Origin of the sequence: Moorena sp. SIO4A5, assembly GCF_010672005.1 — a bacterium.
Lineage (GTDB): Bacteria > Cyanobacteriota > Cyanobacteriia > Cyanobacteriales > Coleofasciculaceae > Moorena.
On record NZ_JAAHHZ010000109.1, the window covers coordinates 1 to 20,015 of the forward strand.

The 20,015-nt window shown below is 42.5% G+C and carries 22 protein-coding genes; 14 read left to right on the plus strand and 8 right to left on the minus strand.

All coding sequences use genetic code 11. The features are described 5' to 3' along the window. On the plus strand, window positions 1-2,691 hold a 2,691-nt coding region (locus F6K57_RS25645; RefSeq protein WP_293071415.1), incomplete at its 5' end, for a DUF4350 domain-containing protein. A 328-nt stretch (window positions 2,692-3,019) separates the two neighbouring features. Here the strand turns inward: F6K57_RS25645 and F6K57_RS25650 are convergent. After that, the gene (locus F6K57_RS25650; RefSeq protein ID WP_293071416.1) at window positions 3,020-3,271 is read right to left on the minus strand and encodes a hypothetical protein; all 252 of its coding nucleotides are present in this window, start codon (window positions 3,269-3,271) and stop codon (window positions 3,020-3,022) included. Between the two features lie 189 nt (window positions 3,272-3,460). Here F6K57_RS25650 and F6K57_RS25655 point away from each other — a divergent pair, with 189 nt between their 5' ends. After that, window positions 3,461-3,766 carry a DUF4090 family protein gene (locus tag F6K57_RS25655; protein ID WP_293026518.1) on the plus strand — a complete coding sequence of 102 codons (306 nt, stop codon included), beginning with the start codon at window positions 3,461-3,463 and terminating at the stop codon, window positions 3,764-3,766. A gap of 344 nt (window positions 3,767-4,110) precedes the next feature. Here the strand turns inward: F6K57_RS25655 and F6K57_RS25660 are convergent, their stop codons facing one another. Together F6K57_RS25660 and F6K57_RS25665 are read right to left on the minus strand one after the other, a co-directional pair. Next, window positions 4,111-5,109 carry a heme o synthase gene (locus tag F6K57_RS25660; protein WP_293047650.1) on the minus strand — a complete coding sequence of 333 codons (999 nt, stop codon included), beginning with the start codon at window positions 5,107-5,109 and terminating at the stop codon, window positions 4,111-4,113. A gap of 451 nt (window positions 5,110-5,560) precedes the next feature. Beyond that, the gene (locus F6K57_RS25665; RefSeq protein WP_293071417.1) at window positions 5,561-6,499 is read right to left on the minus strand and encodes a heme A synthase; all 939 of its coding nucleotides are present in this window, start codon (window positions 6,497-6,499) and stop codon (window positions 5,561-5,563) included. A gap of 604 nt (window positions 6,500-7,103) precedes the next feature. Here F6K57_RS25665 and F6K57_RS25670 point away from each other — a divergent pair. The 4 genes from F6K57_RS25670 (at window position 7,104) to F6K57_RS25685 (ending at window position 11,000) form a co-directional block, all read left to right on the plus strand. After that, the gene (locus F6K57_RS25670) at window positions 7,104-8,117 is read left to right on the plus strand and encodes a cytochrome c oxidase subunit II (protein WP_293071418.1); all 1,014 of its coding nucleotides are present in this window, start codon (window positions 7,104-7,106) and stop codon (window positions 8,115-8,117) included. Window positions 8,118-8,356: 239 nt separating this feature from the next. Then, complete coding sequence (gene ctaD / locus F6K57_RS25675; RefSeq protein ID WP_293043157.1) at window positions 8,357-10,039, plus strand: cytochrome c oxidase subunit I; 1,683 nt, start codon at window positions 8,357-8,359, stop codon at window positions 10,037-10,039. Window positions 10,040-10,072: 33 nt separating this feature from the next. Further along, complete coding sequence (locus F6K57_RS25680; protein WP_293071419.1) at window positions 10,073-10,294, plus strand: hypothetical protein; 222 nt, start codon at window positions 10,073-10,075, stop codon at window positions 10,292-10,294. A 79-nt stretch (window positions 10,295-10,373) separates the two neighbouring features. Beyond that, on the plus strand, window positions 10,374-11,000 hold the full coding sequence (locus F6K57_RS25685; RefSeq protein ID WP_293026530.1) for a heme-copper oxidase subunit III: 627 nt from the start codon (window positions 10,374-10,376) through the stop codon (window positions 10,998-11,000). A gap of 100 nt (window positions 11,001-11,100) precedes the next feature. Here F6K57_RS25685 and F6K57_RS25690 read toward each other — a convergent pair whose 3' ends face one another. From F6K57_RS25690 to F6K57_RS25700, 3 genes are all read right to left on the minus strand, one after another. Beyond that, window positions 11,101-11,283, minus strand: coding sequence for a hypothetical protein (locus F6K57_RS25690; RefSeq protein WP_293071420.1), 183 nt, complete (start codon window positions 11,281-11,283; stop codon window positions 11,101-11,103). A gap of 54 nt (window positions 11,284-11,337) precedes the next feature. After that, entirely contained in the window at window positions 11,338-11,526 is a 189-nt protein-coding gene (locus F6K57_RS25695) for a hypothetical protein (RefSeq protein ID WP_293071421.1), read from the minus strand. Between the two features lie 84 nt (window positions 11,527-11,610). Continuing rightward, on the minus strand, window positions 11,611-12,849 hold the full coding sequence (locus F6K57_RS25700) for a CPBP family intramembrane glutamic endopeptidase (RefSeq protein WP_293071422.1): 1,239 nt from the start codon (window positions 12,847-12,849) through the stop codon (window positions 11,611-11,613). Between the two features lie 407 nt (window positions 12,850-13,256). On the opposite strand from F6K57_RS25700, the gene F6K57_RS25705 reads away from it, so the two are divergent. Together F6K57_RS25705 and F6K57_RS25710 are read left to right on the plus strand one after the other, a co-directional pair. Beyond that, window positions 13,257-13,406, plus strand: a complete 150-nt coding sequence (locus F6K57_RS25705; RefSeq protein WP_293043153.1) for a hypothetical protein — start codon at window positions 13,257-13,259, stop codon at window positions 13,404-13,406. Continuing rightward, window positions 13,407-15,158, plus strand: a complete 1,752-nt coding sequence (locus tag F6K57_RS25710) for a hypothetical protein (protein WP_293043151.1) — start codon at window positions 13,407-13,409, stop codon at window positions 15,156-15,158. It begins immediately after the preceding gene. Between the two features lie 264 nt (window positions 15,159-15,422). Here the strand turns inward: F6K57_RS25710 and F6K57_RS25715 are convergent, their stop codons facing one another. Continuing rightward, on the minus strand, window positions 15,423-15,587 hold the full coding sequence (locus tag F6K57_RS25715; protein WP_293043149.1) for a hypothetical protein: 165 nt from the start codon (window positions 15,585-15,587) through the stop codon (window positions 15,423-15,425). Here F6K57_RS25715 and F6K57_RS25720 point away from each other — a divergent pair. The 6 genes from F6K57_RS25720 to F6K57_RS25745 all read left to right on the plus strand — a co-directional run bounded on the left by F6K57_RS25720 (window position 15,586) and on the right by F6K57_RS25745 (window position 19,483). Next, complete coding sequence (locus F6K57_RS25720) at window positions 15,586-15,996, plus strand: hypothetical protein (RefSeq protein ID WP_293043147.1); 411 nt, start codon at window positions 15,586-15,588, stop codon at window positions 15,994-15,996. The genes F6K57_RS25715 and F6K57_RS25720 overlap by 2 nt on opposite strands. A gap of 111 nt (window positions 15,997-16,107) precedes the next feature. Beyond that, window positions 16,108-16,455 carry a DUF433 domain-containing protein gene (locus tag F6K57_RS25725; protein ID WP_293043145.1) on the plus strand — a complete coding sequence of 116 codons (348 nt, stop codon included), beginning with the start codon at window positions 16,108-16,110 and terminating at the stop codon, window positions 16,453-16,455. Next, a complete protein-coding gene (locus F6K57_RS25730) occupies window positions 16,445-16,807 on the plus strand; it encodes a DUF5615 family PIN-like protein (RefSeq protein WP_293043144.1) in 363 nt (120 codons plus the stop codon). Before F6K57_RS25725 ends, F6K57_RS25730 begins: the two co-directional genes overlap by 11 nt. A 120-nt stretch (window positions 16,808-16,927) precedes the next feature. Further along, a complete protein-coding gene (locus F6K57_RS25735) occupies window positions 16,928-17,647 on the plus strand; it encodes a class I SAM-dependent methyltransferase (protein ID WP_293043142.1) in 720 nt (239 codons plus the stop codon). Between the two features lie 455 nt (window positions 17,648-18,102). Further along, window positions 18,103-18,417, plus strand: a complete 315-nt coding sequence (locus F6K57_RS25740; protein WP_293071423.1) for a hypothetical protein — start codon at window positions 18,103-18,105, stop codon at window positions 18,415-18,417. Window positions 18,418-19,267: 850 nt separating this feature from the next. Then, on the plus strand, window positions 19,268-19,483 hold the full coding sequence (locus F6K57_RS25745; RefSeq protein ID WP_293026548.1) for a hypothetical protein: 216 nt from the start codon (window positions 19,268-19,270) through the stop codon (window positions 19,481-19,483). A gap of 322 nt (window positions 19,484-19,805) precedes the next feature. Here F6K57_RS25745 and F6K57_RS25750 read toward each other — a convergent pair. Further along, window positions 19,806-20,015 (minus strand): aldo/keto reductase (locus F6K57_RS25750; protein WP_293071424.1); only part of this gene is annotated, 210 nt, incomplete at its 5' end.

The window sequence follows — 20,015 nt, forward strand, 5'->3', positions numbered from 1 at the left end:
TGTCGTCATTTCTTGGGTATCCTCGACTGCTGTTTTGCTGGTGCTTTCCGTTGGTCGAATACTAGGGATTTACTCACATCGCCAGAAGTAATTCACCAAGAACGATACGACCGTTTTATTACTGACCCAGCCTGGCAAATCATTACTTCTTCAGCTTCTGACCAAAAGGCTTTAGATAACTTCTATTTAGATAGCGTACGCGGTCAAGTCGGCAATCATTCCCCTTTTGCAGCGGCATTATTAGAAGCCCTCGAAGGTGGAGCAGATATCTATCCTCCTGCTACCAATGGTAAACCGCCTGGAGATGGGGTAATTACAGCCACCGAATTATATTTACATTTACGGGATCGAGTCGAAATACCCACAGAAAAATGCCGTCTGCGACAAACCCCTGGTATTTGGTGTTTAAATAAGCACGATAAGGGAGAATATATCTTTCTTTCTCCCGGACATGAACTTAATTTACCCCCCGCACCACCTTTGGATCAATCACAAAATCCCTATCGCGGTTTAAACTCCTTTGACGAGAAACACAGTTCACTGTTTTTCGGTAGAACATTACTAGTGGAAAAGTTACAGGATTTTGTCAAAGCTAATCCCCTGACAGTGGTGTTGGGTGCTTCCGGTTCGGGTAAGTCTAGCTTGGTCAAGGCAGGATTAATTCCCAAACTACGGCAAGATAATACCGAGAAATGGTGTATTTTGCCACCCATCCGTCCTGGTGAGACTCCCTTGGAACCATTAAATAATGTGCTGACTGAAGCTAAGTTACCCTTGGTTGAGCCACAAAACCCCCAGCATAACCTGGCAATGAGCATTGATGTTTGGGCAAAAAATAACCCAAACTCTAAGTTATTACTGTTTATTGACCAAAGCGAAGAAATTATTACACTCTGTCAAAACTATGATCAGCGTCAGGAGTTTTTCCAACAGATACTCACAGCCATAAATGCCCATGGGGATAAATTACGGGTAGTATTAACCCTACGTTCTGACTTTGAACCCCAAATCACAGATGTGGGCTTAAAGTTGGCACCGGAAGTACTAAATCAATTGGGAACTAAGGTACTGATAAATCTTTGGCAAAGTGGACGATTTATTGTACCGGCGATGACACGAGGGGAACTCAACGAAGCGATAGAAAAACCGGCTCAAGCACGGGTAATGTATTTTCAACCCCACGATTTAGTAGAAAAATTAATTGATGAAGTGGCGGATATGCCCGGAGGATTGCCCCTGCTGTCTTTTGCCTTGAGCGAACTTTATCTGAAATACTTAAGGCGACAAAGGCAGGCACAATATAGAGGAATCACCATTGACCGGGCGCTGACTCAAGAAGATTATCTTGAATTGGGGGGAGTAATGCGATCGCTAACTCAAAGGGCTGATCAGGAGTATCATTTGCTAGTTCAAGAAAATCCCGCTTATGACCAAGTAATCCGTCATGTCATGCTGCGGATGGTGGCACTAGGTGGGGGTGAATTAGCCCGTAGGCGGGTACCTTTATCGGAATTGGAATATCCACCAGCGAAAAATGCTTTAGTGAAGGAAGTAATTCAGCGTTTTAGCACAGCACGGTTATTGGTTATTGGACAAGATGCTGAGGGGAATCCTAATGTCGAACCAGCCCATGATGCTTTAGTACGGGGATGGCAAAGATTGCTGGGATGGAAACAAAACGAGGAAGAAAGCTTACTTCTACAACGGCGGTTGACTCCCGCAGCCCAGGAGTGGAAAAGCCAACAAAAGGCAAAGTTTCTTTGGCATGCTAACCCTCGTCTTGATTTGTTGAAAAAGGTATCTTTATCCGATGATAACTGGCTTAACCAAGTAGAAGCTGAGTTTGTGCGGCGTACTCTGCAAAAAAGGCGAAATGATAGCCGTCGATTCATTAGCCTAACGGTCGTGATTCTCGCTCTGAGTGGATTGAGCATCTTTAGTTTTAATCAGTTGCAGCAACTCAACTCCGCATCTGAGCAATTCCAAAGCGACTCTATCAAAGTACTAGCGGAATTTTCCATCAATACTGTATTGAACATTAACCCCACTTCTGAAAACAATCCAGTTCGTGGAGAGGTAAAGGCACTCAATAAAGCCCCTTGGAGAACTCTGTTGAACGAAAAAAATCAGGTATTTGCCATGTCACGTAAGTATAATAAGGGGCAAGTATTCACGATTGCACATCATGGACTTTTATCAAATACAAATTATAGTACTTTTATGTTTTTAGTGCTTAATTATATCAATGGACTTAATGGCAATAAAAAAGTATTAATGTCAAGTGATCATTGCGAACTTTTGACTTTAAATAATGATTTAAAAGGTTACAAAATAGCCGATATTATGGAAAAATTGGGGTATGAAACCAAGGAAATTTCCGCACCTATTAATAGCACAAAAATTCAAAATACAAACGCCAATATTATCATCATTGGAAATGCATGGGGCAATCTGGAAAATGATGAAATAAAGACAATTGAGCAGTTTGTATCGAACGGTGGGAAAGTCATTATTGTTGGATTAGGAGGGTATTGGAAAGATTACAGTGACAAACCTGATCAACTAGATAAGCTAGCACACCGAGGCAAATGCAATCAGGAAGGGCAGGATACAAATGATATCTCAACATACCCAATGAACAAGCTTTTAGAGAAATTTGATGCTCGTTTTGAAAGCTCTTTGATCAATTAGCAGAACACTAACTAGGTATTCAAGACGATCACGAATTAGAAGACAAGACTTTTATCCACAGAGTGCTTGTCTGTTTGAGACGAGCAGTTAAGGCGATGAATCACTCAGGATGAAAAAGGGGTAATCGCGTTTGTGACTATCTGAAGAATAACTCTAATGTGAGCGATCGCCATCTCTTTGACGATGTAAAGAAGTAGTTGCAGAAGATAAAATTTTTTAACACTAGAAACAGTTCTTGGTCAAATATGGGCCTTGCTGAATTAAGGAATGAATGCGCGATTATCTGGTTTTATTAAAGCCCCCGTTGGTCCCCCAACTTTGGGGGACTTTAAGAGTTTTGTTCCCCCCAGAATTGGGGGGCTAGGGGGGCGAAACCATACCCATAATCAGCAACGCCTAGTTTTTTGGCATCGTTTACGGCGGTGTTCAGGGGAGAAATGCCGTTTTGGTAGTTGTTGATGCCGATGATAAAGGCGAGATTGCGGGAGAACATATAGCGTGCGATTTTATTAAGTACACAATTATGGTTTTTTATGGAACAGGAATTATTAAGGGAGGCAGGGAATATAGCAGTTGGCATTCAAACTATTTTTGGCAAGAATGAAACAGCCCTGCCTCCTGGAGGTTAGGGGTGGGTACCCATCTATGTTTTTGCCAGAATGAAATCGCCCTGCCCTTAATAAGAGGGACTTTTGAATCTAATTTCACTCTTTGTTAAGGAAACCGACACCTTGTAAAATACTGTCGTATGTATAAATATGAGCTTACCATGTCTACCGAAACTAATTCCCAGACTAAGAACACTACAGGTGCTGATGCGGTTGATGACGCGATCGCAAAGGGAATTGATTTAGATGGCTCCCCAATCCCCAAAGCTAAGTTAGACCTTTACACTCAAGTGATGGGGTTGGAAGCTCAACGGCAACGGAGCGGTGTTAGCAATACCATGAGATCGAGAATTGTGCGGATTGGAGCGAAGCATATCCCTCAAGCAGAACTCAATCAAATGCTGCTCGATGCTGATTTTACCCCTCTTAAAGACAAAGAGATTGCTTTTTACTACGGACCTAAGTAGGGAGTAGGGAGTAGGGAGTAGGGAGTAGGGAGTAGGGAGTAGGGAGTAGGGAGTAGGGAGTAGGGAGTAGGGAGTAGGGAAATTCGGATCAAAAATTATCACACTTGATTTAGGATCCCTAGAGTATAAATATCAATAGGGTTGGCGAATTGTTACAGCTCTGAGCTAATTCACCAACCCTATTGTAAGTAACATTAAACGTAAGTATTAAGCTATCAGCCCTTCCCTTAGCGGTGGAACAGGCTTCGACGCTGGGAGGTAGCCATTAGCTGATCGCTGATAGCTGATAGCTGATCGCTGTTCGCGTAGCGTGCGCGTAGCGCATTAGCTTACCAGCCAAAACCCTAAACTAAGTTAATACTTACCTGCTCCAATACTGTGGAAATTGCTTGAATCAAAACTAGGGAATTTTCTGCCACAGTTGCAGTAATTTCCCTGGTCATCGGTAAGCTATCTACTACGATACCGGTACACAATAACATCATGTAGAGAATTGAGTACTTAAACATAGACCGGGCAAGTTGATTATCTGTAGGTTCCTTAAGCAGCAACCATGCTTTTTTGATAAAAATACTGCCCAAAAGAATAGCAACTATTCCATAAACGACGCCCGATTCTCCTAAGGGATAGATCAACAATAGGGAGGTGGGGACGACTAATAAGGTGTAATACCAAATTTGACGAACAGTAACCTCTTCACCAGCTACTACCGGTAACATCGGTATCCCAACTTTGGCGTAATCCTCGTGAATCATTAACGCTAACGCCCAGAAGTGAGGGGGTGTCCACAAGAACACAATCAGAAATAGTAACCAAGGGGCCCAACTCAATTCTCCTGTCACCGCAGCCCAACCCACTAGGGCTGGAATTGCTCCTGCTGCACCACCAATGACGATGTTTTGGGCAGTGTGGCGCTTGAGGATATGAGTGTATATGAGCATATAGAAGATAATGCCAGATAGCGCTAGTAAGGCACTAAGGAGATTAGCGAAGACTGTTAGCAGGGTGAACGAGAGTATTGCTAATGCGATCGCAAACAGCAAGGCATCACGAGGCTGCACTTTCCCAGAAGGAATGGGACGGTGGCGGGTGCGCAACATTTCATAGTCGATATCACGGTCATAGATGCAGTTAAGTACTTGGGCAGATGCTGCGGCCAAAGTCCCACCGACCAGGGTAACTAGCAATAATATGGGATCGACTTGTCCATCGGATGCCAACCACATCCCTGCTGCTGTCGTAATTAATAGTAGTGGAATAATTCGAGGCTTTGTTAGTTGATAGTAACTTTGAATAACCTCTCTTATGTTTTCATGTTGACGGGTTAAACTAGTCCCAAGCATTCAATTCACCAATTCCTTCTCTAAAAAGTCTCAAGTGTTAAGCATGTTCGTCCTTAGGGTTCCCGTAGGGTAGGAGGAAGCATTAAGGATGAAGGACCAAGGGTGAAGTTTGAAAGATAACAACATAGGGGTTGTTGAGCAACCAATTCATGGTATACTTCTTATGGTCTAATCTTTTCCAGAGGTGCGACCCGTGGCGAATTTAATTCTTAATGGTAAGAGCGCACCTATAGCATCGTTAGCAACAACAAGTAGACCAACAAGTAGACCGACAAGTAGATAACGGTCCCCAGATCATAGTTTCAAGATGGGATCCCCTAGCGGCTCAATCTTCCGATTCTATTTAGCTGATATACAACTTATAAAACCGGACTTGATAGTTTACTTGCCAGCTATCACACTGGATACGTCACACTTAATCCTTCATAATTCATAGGTTCTCGCTTTGCTTCTACTGACTTTGGCACTCCACACTTGCGCGGTCACGTAAGGCCAAGACTGTAAACCCTACCAGTACTCCTAATAATGCTGCTCCCACTGCTTGATGGCAGATAGTTAGTAGTTCCACTTGTAGCCTTAACCGGAAGGTAGCAACACCGAGGAGTATCTGTAAAACTACCAAGCTAGCAGCTAGATTAGCTAACTTTCGCAGTACTGGATGTAGGGCTGGTGTCCGGGATGCTATCACCACGACGGCGACAGTTGCTACGGTCGCTGGCACCACACCAGCAATATGGCTATTCATCACGGTACACAGCTGTGTACCGCCAAAACACTGATGCACTGCCCAGCGGGAAGCGACTAGTCCACCTAATAGACTTTGTAGATAAACAAAAATCACTGCGGTTAAGCTCAGCCAAGGTAACTTCCCAACTGAACCTGTCCCTTGATAGGGGGTCAGCAGTGTACCAATCACGATTAGAGTTGAGAAAAATAGCAGTGCTGTTCCTAGATGAGCAGTGACGATATCAAACCGGAGCAGTTCTGTAACCGTCAGTCCCCCCAGGACTCCTTGAAAAATAATTAGCCCTAGAGCAAATGTGGATATCCAGGGCAGCCAGTTGGGTAAATCCCGCCGATGCCACCAAGATAAGCTAGCGAGAGCGATCGCACTAATACCAATCAAGGCAGCATCAAGGCGGTGAAACCACTCTAAAAATACTTGCAAATTCATCTGCTGGCTTGGCACCAGCTGACCATAGCATAAAGGCCAGTCTGGGCAAGCCAGACCAGCATTCATCACCCTGGTAGCACTGCCTACTGCCATCAACAGCAAGGTAGCGATCGCAATTTTCCACACCAAGCTCCGAATCCTGGCCTGAGGCTGGGTCAGGTTGTTGGAGGTTACATCATTCTGATTCTGATCAAGAGCCGATTGAGCTATAGCCATCTGCAATAGGAAAATGCAAACTAAGTTAATCAAATCCCGAGTAGTGGCTCATTTTCGTTGGTAGAAGATTGCCAATCTCAAAGATCATCTCTATTCCTATACCACTGTAACCAGCCTTTTCCTTAATTTCTGAAGCTTTAGAGATTTTTCAGATTGCTATTCCCCTGCCCTAAAGGGTCACAGTTACTTGGACTCAATGATTTACTATTGATTTACTTTTTTATATTTTTTTTAGCTATGTTAAGTTTTATTGAATAAAATCTTAAGTTTTGTTGAAATTTTTCGGGTGCTGTGCCAGTGATCCTAAAAAAAAGTCTAAAAATCTCTAGGTGTGACCCAATCAATTGTTTAGCTGCTTTACCGTAGTTAATAGAGCAAGCCAAGCTTGCTCTAATATCCTCTACTCACGCCCGTCACTGCTAGCAGGCCATCAGAATTGTTGTCTGTAATGTGGACACTATGGGCGGAGTAGCTCACCAGAAGGCTGATTTTCCTTAAAAATATAGCCATGCCCTGACATTCTAGGACACTAAATCGGTTCGTGCCTCGCCTGCCTTGATAATCCCTGTTACTTTTGTTGATATAAGTATTCAACCCTAATCTCGTGAACATTCCAAGCCAAATTTCAACCCTTATTGCTGGCATTTTCATAACCCTGATTAGTCTCTGGTACGGTCAGAATCATGGACTTATGCCAGTAGCCGCCTCCTCAGAAGCCGGTGATGTAGATGGTCTGTTCAACTTGATGATGACCATTGCCACTGGTCTATTTATCCTCATCCAAGGGGCACTTATCCTAATAGTCATCAAATTTCGTAGACAAAAAAATGACCAAACCGATGGGCCATCGACCCATGGCAATATCCCCCTAGAGATCCTTTGGACCGCAATCCCGACGGTGATTGTCTTTGTCCTAGCTGTCTATAGCTTTGAGGTCTACAACGCTATGGGAGGTCTGGATCCCATGGCTTCTCATGACCACCATCAGCAGGAAATTGCCCACAATCATCAGATGTCACCATCTGGGCAAGAGGGGAATGAAAGTCTGATTGCCATGGTTCCAGGTCAAGGCACAGTTGCCCTAGGTATTGGAGCGCCTCCAGGACAAGAAGGTCAAGGTGAACCCCTAGAGGTTAATGTCGCTGGTATGCAGTATGCCTGGATTTTCACCTACCCTCAAACCGGTGTTATGTCTGGGGAAATGCATGTCCCAGTTGGACAACCGGTTAAGCTGAATATCGAAGCTAACGATGTGATCCACGCCTTCTGGTTGCCAGAGTTTCGGATTAAGCAAGATGCTATCCCAGGTCGGATTAGTCAACTAGGGTTTACAGCAACTAAAGTGGGTGATTACCCGATCATCTGTGCTGAACTCTGCGGGTCCTACCATGGAGGAATGAAAACCAGGTTAATCGTTGAAACACCGGAAGAGTATCAAGCCTGGGTTCAGGAAAATCAATTCGCTAGTGCAGACACCATGGAAAAAGCGGTGGCTGTTAATCCTACGACCATGTCAGAGGGTGAGTTCTTGGCTCCCTATGCCTCTGAAATGGGTATTGATTCCCAAACTCTCCAACACCTAGACCACTCTCACCATCATCCTGGAATTATCCAATAAGTTCATATTAGAATTAAGAATTTAGAATTAAGAATTTAGAATTAAGAATTTAGAATTAAGAATTTAGAATTAAGAATTTAGAATTAGTTCATTCTCCATTCTCCATTCTTCATTCTTCATTCTCCATTCTCCATTTTCCATTCTCCATTCTTCATTCTTCATTCTTCATTCTTCATTCTTCATTCTCTTGCCTATTGCCTCTTGCCTATCCTTTTAGTCCATCACACCTCCACTATCCCATGACGACGCAATTAGAAAAACCGGAATCTGTCAAAGATGCTGGTCATGTTGAAGAACATGAGCGGCGTTGGCAAGATTACTTCACCTTCAATACCGACCATAAAGTGATTGGGATTCAATACCTGGTCACTTCATTTGTGTTCTATTTCATCGGTGGCGCATTAGCTGGATTAATTCGCACTGAGTTGGCAACACCAGACCCGGATTTATTGAGCCCTTTAACCTACAACCGAGTGTTCACCATGCACGGAACAATTATGTTGTTCCTATGGATTATCCCGGCTGGTGCTGCTTTTGCTAACTATCTGATTCCCTTGATGATTGGGGCAAAGGATATGGCATTCCCCAAGCTGAATGCGGTGGCATTCTGGATGAATGCTGTGGGGGGTTTGCTGTTAATGAGTAGTTTTTTCGTAGGTGCTCCCGAAGCCGGTTGGACCTCTTACCCCCCTTTGAGCTTGATTAGTTCTCAGGTGGGTGAAGAAATTTGGATTCTGAGCATCCTGGTGATCGGGACTTCCTCAGTGCTAGGGGCGCTTAACTTCTTCACCACTATTGTGAAGATGCGCACACCTACCATGACTATTCATGATATGCCTCTGTTTTGCTGGGCAATGTTAGGAACCTCAATCCTAGCTTTGATTGGTACTCCAGTCCTAGCAGCAGCGTTAATTTTCCTGTCCTTTGATTTAATTGCTGGCACCAATTTCTTTAACCCGACTGGGGGAGGAGACCCAATTGTTTACCAGCACATGTTCTGGTTTTACTCCCACCCGGCGGTGTACATCATGGTGCTACCGTTCTTTGGGGTAATTTCCGAAATCCTACCGGTGCATGCCCGTAAGCCGGTTTTTGGCTATCGTGCGATCGCATACTCCAGTATGTTGATTTGTTTCCTAGGACTAATTGTCTGGGCGCACCATATGTTCACTAGTGGCACTCCTGGTTGGTTGCGGATGTTCTTTATGGCTGCCACCATGCTGATTGCTGTGCCCACAGGGATTAAGGTGTTTAGCTGGGTGGCAACGATTTGGGGCGGAAAAATCAGCTTAAATAGTGCCATGCTCTTTGGTATGGGCTTTATCTCGGCATTTTTGATTGGGGGTCTCAGCGGTGTCATGCTCGCTTCCGTTCCCTTTGATGTCCATGTTCATGACACTTATTTCATTGTCGCTCACTTCCACTACGTTCTATTTGGTGGTAGTGTGCTCGGATTATTTGGCGCAGTTTATCACTGGTTCCCCAAAATGACCGGGCGAATGGTCAACGAAACCTTAGGACGCATTCACTTTGTGTTGACCTTCATTGGTCTAAATATGACCTTTTTGCCGATGCATGAGCTAGGTCTATTGGGTATGAACCGTCGGGTTGCTATGTATGACCCCCAGTTTCAAAGCCTCAACATGATCTGCACTATTGGCTCCTATCTTCTAGCGGTTTCTACCATACCCTTTGTGATTAACATCCTCTGGAGTGTGAACCGTGGTAAAATCGCTGGTCGCAATCCTTGGAGAGCTCTGACATTAGAGTGGCAAACTACCTCTCCTCCTGCTATTGAGAACTTTGACGAGGAACCCATTTTGTGGTCCGGTCCTTACGAATACGGTATCGACAGTTATAGTGTTGACACCGATAAACAGGTCGAGGAGTTGCTGGTTGAAGTTAAAGGAGATGTTGGGTAAGTGTGGGTTTAAGGTTGTTTGGTTGAAGGTTGTTTGGTTGAAGGTTTGTTTTGGTTGAAGGTTGAAGGTTGTTTGGTTGAAGGTTGTTTGGCCACGCTACGCGAACAACCTGTTAACCTACCCTACGGGAACGCCAAGGGCGAACAACCTGTTAACCTACCCTACGGGAACGCCAAGGGCGAACAACCTGTTAACCTACCCTACGGGAACGCCAAGGGCGAACAACCTGTTAACCTTCAACCTTCAACCTGCTAACCTTCAACCTCCTAACTTACCATAATCGAAGCTCAACAGGCACAAATGTCAGCTGAAGAAGATTAATTCAAAGGAATTTATGCAAGGCTCAACGATAGATCCGTCTAAAACTAGCCTCAACTATCATCATGAGGTTGAGGCGGCAGAGGTACATCACGAGGAGCATCCGGATTTTCGGATGTTTGGTTTGGTGGTGTTTCTAGCTGCTGATAGTATGACCTTCTTGGGAATGTTTGCCGCTTTTTTAATTTATAAAGCGACCATGCCAGCTTGGCCTCCAGAGGGTACAGAATTAGAATTATTGGTGCCAACAATTAACACCATTATCCTGATTACTAGTAGTTTCGTCATGCACCGGGGCCAGAGTGCTATTAAGAAGAATGATGTCTCTGGTTTGCGACTCTGGTTTGGAATCACTGCTCTGATGGGTGCGATGTTCTTAGGAGGACAAGTCTATGAGTACACCCATGTAGACTTTGGTCTGACTACTAACTTATTTACCAGTTCTTTCTTTGCCTTAACTGGTTTCCATGGTCTTCATGTTACTTGCGGACTCGGGTTAATTATGTTAGTATTAATGCGATCGCTAAATTCAAAGCACTACTCCAGTGAAGAGCATTTTGGTGTAGAAGCCGCAGAACTCTACTGGCACTTCGTTGATGTGGTGTGGATTGTTCTGTTTGTAATCGTGTATTTGATTAATTAGTTTTCGCCACAGTTTTCTTAACAAAGTTTTGATGCACTACCCCCCGATTGGGGGGATTTTTTTTTGAAGGTTAAGCGGTTGGAGGTTAGCAGGTTGAAAGTTAGCAGGTTGTTCGCGTAGCGTGGCCAATAGGCCAAGGTTGTTCGCGTAGCGTGGCCAATAGGCCAAGGTTGTTCGCGTAGCGTGGCCAAAGGCCAAGGTTGAAGTAGGGTGTGTTAGGGGCGGACTTGCCCTGATGTTTCACCTCGTGGCCAGGGCTGGGATAGTCCGCCCCGTAACGCACCACCAAAAGTTGAAGTAGGGTGTGTTATACTAAGTTGCGATCAAAGGTACAACTTTATCTGCCCCCAATCTCCCCATCTCCCCATCTCCCCATCTCCCCATCTCCCCATCTCCCCATCTCCCCATCTACTATCTTTGAATGCAACTCGGTATTAGGGGCGGACTTGCTCTTATGTTTCGCCTCGTGGCCAGGGTTGGGATAGTCCGTCCGGAAATGAAACGGGCAAGATGCCCGTTCCACCAAGATGCCTGTTTATGGATGATGGTAGCGCTAATCCAAACAGCACAGGTGAATTTAACCCGTTGGATTCCTTACAATTTTCAACAATCACTTAGGATTTCTATAGTAGGGAAGGATGTCATCTTGTTTAGGAAAATTTCGATATAAAAAAACCATGATAACGGCAAACGATATAGCTGCTACAATTGCTTTTTGACCTAATAATGGTTCCATTGAAGCTCGATAATCGTTTACCGAAATGAAGTCAACGTTTGAGCTACTATAGTAGTGTCGAATCCTAAAAATTGTTACAATAGTATTGTAAAGACTATGACAAAGGATTGGGACTATTAATTTGCCAGTCTTAAAGTAGAGAACACAAAATATAGTTCCGGCAATGAACAAGCCTACAATATCGAATCGCAAATGGAAAATCGCAAATAATAAAGATGAGGTAAATATTCCGGCTTTGATCCCCCATTTCATTGCCCACTTCTGCAAGATTATTCCACGACAAATAAGCTCTTCCAACAACGGAGCACAAACAATTGCTGAAAAGCTACAAAATATTAGCCCTATAACATTTGTGAAGCATGATTCATTAATGAATTTTTCAACATAATCTGGAAAAATAAATGAAATATAATATAAATTCAGCGAATAAAAGCCCCAAGCAAAAGCATATTCTATAATAACTATAAAAATAATTAACTTTAGATTTTTTTGGTGCTTTAAAATACCCAAATTAAAAATACCAAATTTTCTTAAATCGAATCCAACTCTTCGGATCTCTAAAAATAAAAATAATCCGATAAATAACGATACAATTACACCGATTACTGCGTTAAAATCGGCATTTTCGATAAGCTCGCTAAAATCCCTGTTATTCACCAAGCCAAATAATCCGACTATTGTCAAGATGTAAATTGGGAAACCTAGAAACCAAAATAATAAAAACTCAGGGATATTAAGCTTATTAAAGGGGTGATTTATTGAGTCTTTAGCCAATGACTCTTCTGAATAAAGTTTATTTCTCTTTGTCGGAAAAAGGAATAAGACTGATAAGCCCCAAATACTTAATAATCCTAACCATCCCCAATTACTTGGATATCCCTTGTCGTGAATATATAGACGGCACCCTTTGACAAGAGGCACATATCCATATAATAGTAATCCTAAAATCAGTAAAATAATGAGTAGAGATAAAGGTGGATACAATGAGGCTAAAAACCTTTCATTTTTTTGTGAAATTAATCCAAGAGTTAATAACGGAATAAACTGGAAAGCTAATCCACAAAGAATTAGGTTGATAGAGTGATTTTTGGAATTGGTATTCTTGATTGTCATTGGCTCCGTAGGTAATATACTATAATCGTTTCATACCAATGGAATAGAGAGGATTGACAAAAACAGAGGGAGTGGGCAAGCTTGAAAACAGAAAGCACTCATCGGTTATCAACATGCCAAGAATTAACTTCCCTATCCAGAAAGCCCTGTGGGATAGCTGATGTCAAGTGGTTAATTGGAGCAACTTTGGACATCTAACCACCTGTATTGGCATAATAATAGCCCTGATAGAAACAAGGAGCGTTAAGAAACAGCATCACAAAGGTCTTTATCCCCTTGAATTCCAGGTACAAACGTACCACTACTATTCTTACTACCTTTTTGTACTCAATCAGGATTATTTGGTTAAAGGTTGTTCGCCTTTGGCGTTGCCTTCGGGTAGGTTAACCGGTTTAAGGTGATCTTAATTGACTAGAATAAGGATTCTCATAGTAATTAAATACACCAGATTTTTTCCCGATTCCCGATTCCAGACTCCCTATTATCGATTCTCGACTCCCTATTGCCTACTCCCTATTCCCTATTCCCTATTCCCTATTCCCTATTCCCTTGACTAAATGATTACCCCTATTCACAGATTCCTAACAACTCCTTGTAATAAACGATTTACTCCTCAAGTTATCTTTTGGTTTAGCCTCAGCCTAACCTTTACGGTAGTGTATAGCTTCCTAGCACTACGGGAAGCATTCAGCGGTGAGTATATTGTCCAAGATGATGCTCGACAACATATATTTTGGATGATGCGATTTCTTGATCCAGAGCTGTTTCCTAAAGACTTAATTGCTGATTACTTTCAAACGGTTGCTCCAGCTGGCTACACTACAGTCTATCGAGTGATAGCAGCATTGGGTGTTAATCCATTGCTATTTAACAAACTCTTACCGGTAGTGTTGAATCTGGTTAGCGCTAGCTATTGCTTTTGGGTATGTCTGGAATTGTTGCCAGTACCGGCAGCTGCCTTTAGTGCTACCCTGTTGCTGTCTCAAGCGTTGGGTATGACTGATACGGTGGTGTCTGGAACACCGAAGGCGTTTGTCTATCCCCTATTGTTGGGGTTTATGTATTACCTAGTGCGGGGGTCATTGTGGTTTTGTTTGGGTGCGATCGCACTCCAAGGTCTATTCTATCCCCAGTTAGTCTTTATCTCTTCCGGTACCTTAGTTTTACGACTATTTGAATGGCGCAATGGTAAGTTAGGGTTATCCCAAGAGCGACGTTGGTTGTGTTTGGCCGGTTTGATAGTAGCCTTTTTGGTGATGCTGCCCTATGCTCTCAAAACCAATGAGTTTGGTCCAGTGATTTCTGTCGCTGAAGCCAGACAGTTACCAGAGTTTTTTCCAGGGGGGCGATCGCGTTTTTTTTATGACGATGATCCCGCTAAGTTTTGGTTAAAAGGTAGAAGCGGAATTCGTCTGACTTCGATTCTTACTCCAGCTACTAATGCAGCGGGATTTTTACTGCTGCTCTTGCCATTATTTCCCAATAAATTTCCTTTAGTCAAGCAGATCAGTAAAGAAATTACCCTTTTGCTCCAGATGGTGATAGCGTCTCTCGGGATGTTTGTTGCTGCTCATGTTTTGCTATTTAAATTACATCTTCCTAGTCGCTATACTCAACATAGTCTGAGAGTGATAATGGTGCTAAGTGCTGGCATAGTTTTTATCATTCTGATTGATAGCATCTTTAAGTGGGCAAGCCAGCCTAGCCAAAGCGGTTTTTCTAACTCTGGTTTTTCTAGTATTTTTTCTATACCTAACGTTTTGGCGATAGCAACTACTACGATAATTGCAGCAGCCTTAGTATTCTATCCTAGTTTTGTAGATGATTTTCCCATTACTGCCTATAAAGTCGGGGATACTCCATCCTTGTATAACTTTTTTCAACAACAACCGAAAGATAGCTTAATTGCTTCTCTGTCTCCAGAGATGAATAATATCCCCACCTTTGCTCAGCGTTCGGTTTTGGTAGCGAGTGAGTATGCTATTCCTTACCACGTCGGATATTATCAGAAATTTCGACAACGAACTCTAGACTTAATTGATGCTCAATATAGTGCTAATCTCTCCGTTGTTAAGGAGTTTATTAAAAAGTATGATATTGATTTTTGGGTACTAAACCCAATTGAGTTAAAGGCTGATGCTATTAAAGATCGCAAGTGGTTGAAGCAGTATCAGCCAGCAGCTAATAATGCTATTCAACAACTTGAACAAGGGATAAAACCTGCTTTGGAAGAAGTGATGGCATCTTGTTCGGTGTTTGAAACTCAGGGATTGGTGGTTTTGGAGGCGAAATGTATTGTTAGGGAGTAGGGAGTAGGGAGTAGGGAGTAGGGAGTAGGGAGTAGGCAAGAGGCAAAAGGCAAAAGGCAAGAGGCAAAAGGCAAGAGGCAAAAGGCAAGAGGCAAAAGGCAAAAGGCAAAAGGCAAGATCTAATAGACAATAGGGAAACAATATTGTCTATTGGATCAGCTATTTAAAAAATGCTATATTACTTGATTTAATTTGATGAAATTACTTCTTTAAATTTCGTTAATAGCTAATCGTTAAAATTGCCAACATTAAAATTTTATATTGTTAAATATTGTTAAATAATGCCAAAAATATCTTGACAATGTGGGCTTTATTGGTAATAATAAAAATGTCTGGTGTTTCGATATGATTATCGGACAAAAAGCCGCGCTTGAGACCATCATTCCAACAGCGCGGCTTATTCCCCAAGGATATCGGAGATAATTCCATGATGCCAAATAAACGCTCAACTGATCATGCTATCTACTATCAGCGATACCTAGATCGCCTGGCACAACTATCAGGGAAGAAACCCCCTCGCCCAAAATCCTATCCTCGTCCCCTAACTGACCTAGACCGAATTCTGATTCAACTGTACAGTAACTGGCAACTGGCGATGACACCAAAGGAATTCATGTCGAAATGGGAGGTTAGTCGAGAAGACATAGCATTAATCTGCTCCCGCTCCATCAGTACAGTTAACAGCTGGTTTGCTGGAAATAAGCGCTATAAAGCTCCTGGTGCTGACGTGTTACGACATCTTGCCCTGATGGACTTTTTGTTGGAAAATTTCGATGCTATTCCCAGGGAGTTGTTGGAGCGATTATGTGGTAGTAATCTTGAAGGTTATTCGCCCTAGGGGTATTGATAAACAAGTAGTGGTTTGGCTACGGTCTGGTAAAGGATTCGGGAGCTAAAATCACTACTTGTGTACGACTGCCAAACTTACTAGTTTATTGACCTAACGATCATGTCAAATCAAGCTTTAACAGACTATTTCAACTTTATTGCTCCTACTGATATTCGCATCAAAGGAACAAGAATTGGTATTGAAACTATATTATATGACTATCTAGACTGTCATAAAACCCCAGAAGAAATTGCTCAAGCTTATACATCATTAACTCTAGAACAAGTCTACGCTACTATTCTCTATTACCTGCAAAATCAAAACGCTGTGAGCGAATATATGAAAAACTGGATTTTTCATGGTCACACCATGAGGGAGCAGCAACGACTCAATCCGCCTCCTGTTTCCGAGAAACTGCGCCAATTAAGAGCAACAAGAAAAGCTAGGCAACAAGGGAATGAGTCTTAATTATCTAATTGATGAAAATGTTAATTCTCTCTATCCTACACAAATTAGACGAAGAGAACCCAGTATTGTGATCAAAGTGGTGGGAGAATCGGAAACACCACCTAAAGGTACTCTAGATCCAGAAATTCTTGACTGGTGCGAGGAGAATAACTTTGTGCTGGTAACCAATAACCGGACTTCCATGCCAGTTCACTTAACTGACCACCTAGCACAAGATCACCACATACCAGGTATTTTTATTCTTAACCCTAATTTGACTATTGGAGAAAACCTTGAGGAGTTAATCATAGCAGCTCTTGCCTCTGAAGACAATGAGTACCAAGACCGCATTGTTTATTTGCCTCTGCCATAGGTTGATCAGTAAAGCTATTAGCCCTAGAAATGCTGAGATTATCTATAAATACGTTATTGTCTTAACTGATCACAGATGGTATGATCCTTGAGTTCATCCTTCGTTAAATGTATAAAAAAAATGGTTAATGAATATACAGGGATTACCGAGTATTACGATCTATTGATGACATCTGGTTACTACGACTATCAGAAGATGGCTAAGGAAGTACACTCGATTGTGGGTGATGGTTGTGAGCTTCTTGAGTTAGGTGTAGGAACGGCATTACTGGCAGAACAGTACATGAAGATCGACCCAACCTGCAAGTTTACAGGAATCGATTTTACCCCATCCATGATTGAAATTGCCAAAAGACGGTTGGGAAATTGGGCTAAATTGATTGAAGCTGATGCGATCACAATGGACTTAAAGGCAACATTCGATGGGGCGATCGCTAATGGAGGAGTGTGGGGATTTCTTGATTGGGGTGATCGATGGGAATTAGCGAGTCACATTCCCGATGTTGAAGCCAACCGTCAAGGGTTGAAAAATTTAGCTCGCCACTTACGAGAAGGAGGATTGTTATTGCTCAACCGGCAAAAACCACACGAGAACTATGATAAATCCCTGTCAGCGGGAATTGTCTATTCCCAGTTTATTGAGGAAGGGGAAGATACTAGGGATTATTATACCATCAAAAAAAGCTATTTATTTAAGAAAGATGGAGAAATTATGGCTCAAGAACAGCTAACGCTTACTTATTTCAAGCCAGAGGCTTATCGGCAAATGTTAAGTGAAGCGGGATTTGATTTCCAAGGTACAAATAATAGCGAACTCTTGGCGATTTACAAAAAGCGGTGATATTCGATTATAAGATAATCTTATCAACGACTAGGTTGATAAGATTATCTTATAATATTCCTAATCGAGTACAAATTCTGGCGTTCCGGAATTAGGGGATGAAGACAGAGCGCTATTAATTAACGCTAGTTATAACCGGAGGTAAGAATGGCTGGACGATATATTGACGGAACCCAACTGGCTTCGTGGCGACAAGAGGCGATGGAGCAAGCGAACGGGGGGGCACTACAAACCCGACTGCACAGGTAGTTGGCTACGCTCTGGTGAAGGTTCCGGGTGCTAAAATCACTACTAGTGAAATTTGATAGAGTGACGTTCAATTTGATAATGCTCTAGTTTCCTCAGCTGTTGTATGGTTCAAGCGAAAAAAATCGGATAAAAACCATAACGTTAAATTCACCTTTGGCGGAACCATCCACAAGCCAGCCCTGCAAAAAGACGTTAGTTGGAAAGTATTGACTTCTGAAAATAAATGGTCGCACTTTCCATTGTTTGATGAACGTCAAGTTATATTTATTCTCAACCAATCAAAAGCAATTGTTACCAACTCATATCTTATTCTCTACCCCAAGCCAGATTTGGAAAACGCCATAAACGAAAATCCCAACTTGGACAAATTGCTGATAGAAGCGCTTAATCAAATTACTGGGAAAGCTATGGTTGATGAGGGTAGAGTTTATGGTGGAGGGATGTATAAATTAGAACCGAAGGAACTGGCTAATGTACCAGCATTTGAGCTGCAGGGGTTGCTATCAAAAGGTTCTAAGTAAGGGGAGCATCTCAAAGTTTTAAATCTATAATTCAGGGAACAAGAGTTGTGTTTTATGCTTCCATCGGAGTATGTTTGCAAAATAAAGTTAGATGCACCCTCTCACCCCTTAATGGTCAGGTAGTGGTACACAAGTAGTGATTTTAGCTCCTGTTACTTTGACCAGACTGTAGCCAAATCACTACATGTTAATCACTACCAATGGTCAAAATTTACAACAACTTTAATTTTAATCCCGAGAATGTGAAGGAATTGTGTTGACATTACAGCAAGTCATCATTTATGATTAATGTAAGATCCAATCAGACTTGACACAATAGTATTTTTACTGGTAAGCTTTATATAGCTATACCCAAAAGCTTGGCATTTCAGATTTTTTGTAGTCTGATTGGATCTAACAATCGACTCATTATTCTGATTGGCAGCGCTTGGTAATGCTCCAAATCTGGAAATGGTCGATGTAAGAGGTATTCTTCAAAAGCCAGTGAGTCATACCAATAACTCTTCTACCCTTCTAGAAGGCTACGCCAACACACCCCTAGGTGAGATTATCACCATTTACGTTATATAATTATAGGAACCATTATCATAAATATCTCAAAGTTGTAAATCTATAACTTAGGGAAGTGGAGGAGTGTTTTAGCCTTCAATGCTCGTAGTCATTGCTATGTGTACCACCGTGTATCTGTGTGATTGGCTGTGTTTTGCCTGGTTGCCATATAGGTGGACTAGTTGCAGATTTTCATACTAGAAAGACTCAGCCAGAATCAGTTTCGCAGGCCGTTTCTGGCTGCTGTCCTTCTAACAACGAATACAAACTACCTCGGCTCTTCTAGGGCCGCTAACTCCCTATGATATCACATCAAAATCCCCATTTCAATGTGGAGGTTAGCCAGGTTGTTAATACATCAACAGGTGCATCAACTCCCGATACACCTCCTGGCGCTCCACTTATCCCCCTGATCCAAGGTGGAACAGCAGTGGCTGCAGTCATTGCCTTAACCGTGTACTCAAAAACAATTATCGAAGCGATAACCAAATTAGTTAAAGAAGCAAAGGAGGATTGATCACTGGATAGCCTAAATTGATCAACTTGGGTTATCTTCGGTAATTACCTTTAATCCCCAGATAGTTGTTGAGACTATCTGGGAAATAGTTTTAGTTACTGACAGTAAGCAATCAGCTTTCAGCAATCAGCTTTCAGCAATCAGCTTTCAGCAATCAGCTTTCAGTTTTCAGTTTTCAGTTTTCAGCTTATGCGCTACGCGCACGCTACGCGAACAGCCATTGGCAGTAAGCCAGGCTAAGAGAGCTTTTGAATAAAATAAGTTGACCGCTGACCGCTGACCGCTGACCGCTGAGGTCAAGAAGTCAGGTTTAAGCAGTCCCTTAAAGATCCCACATCACTGGATTATCATCTAAATGGTCTGTAACCAGCCGTCCAATCTGATCAATGTCTTGTAGCTCATCAGCAGCAGACAGCTTAACCTCAACAGCTTGAGCATTGTCAATAGCTTGGGCACTATTTCGGAATCCTGCGATCGCATTAGTTTGTGGCTGAGACATCAACCATGCCAGAGACAACTGAGCCAGGGTACA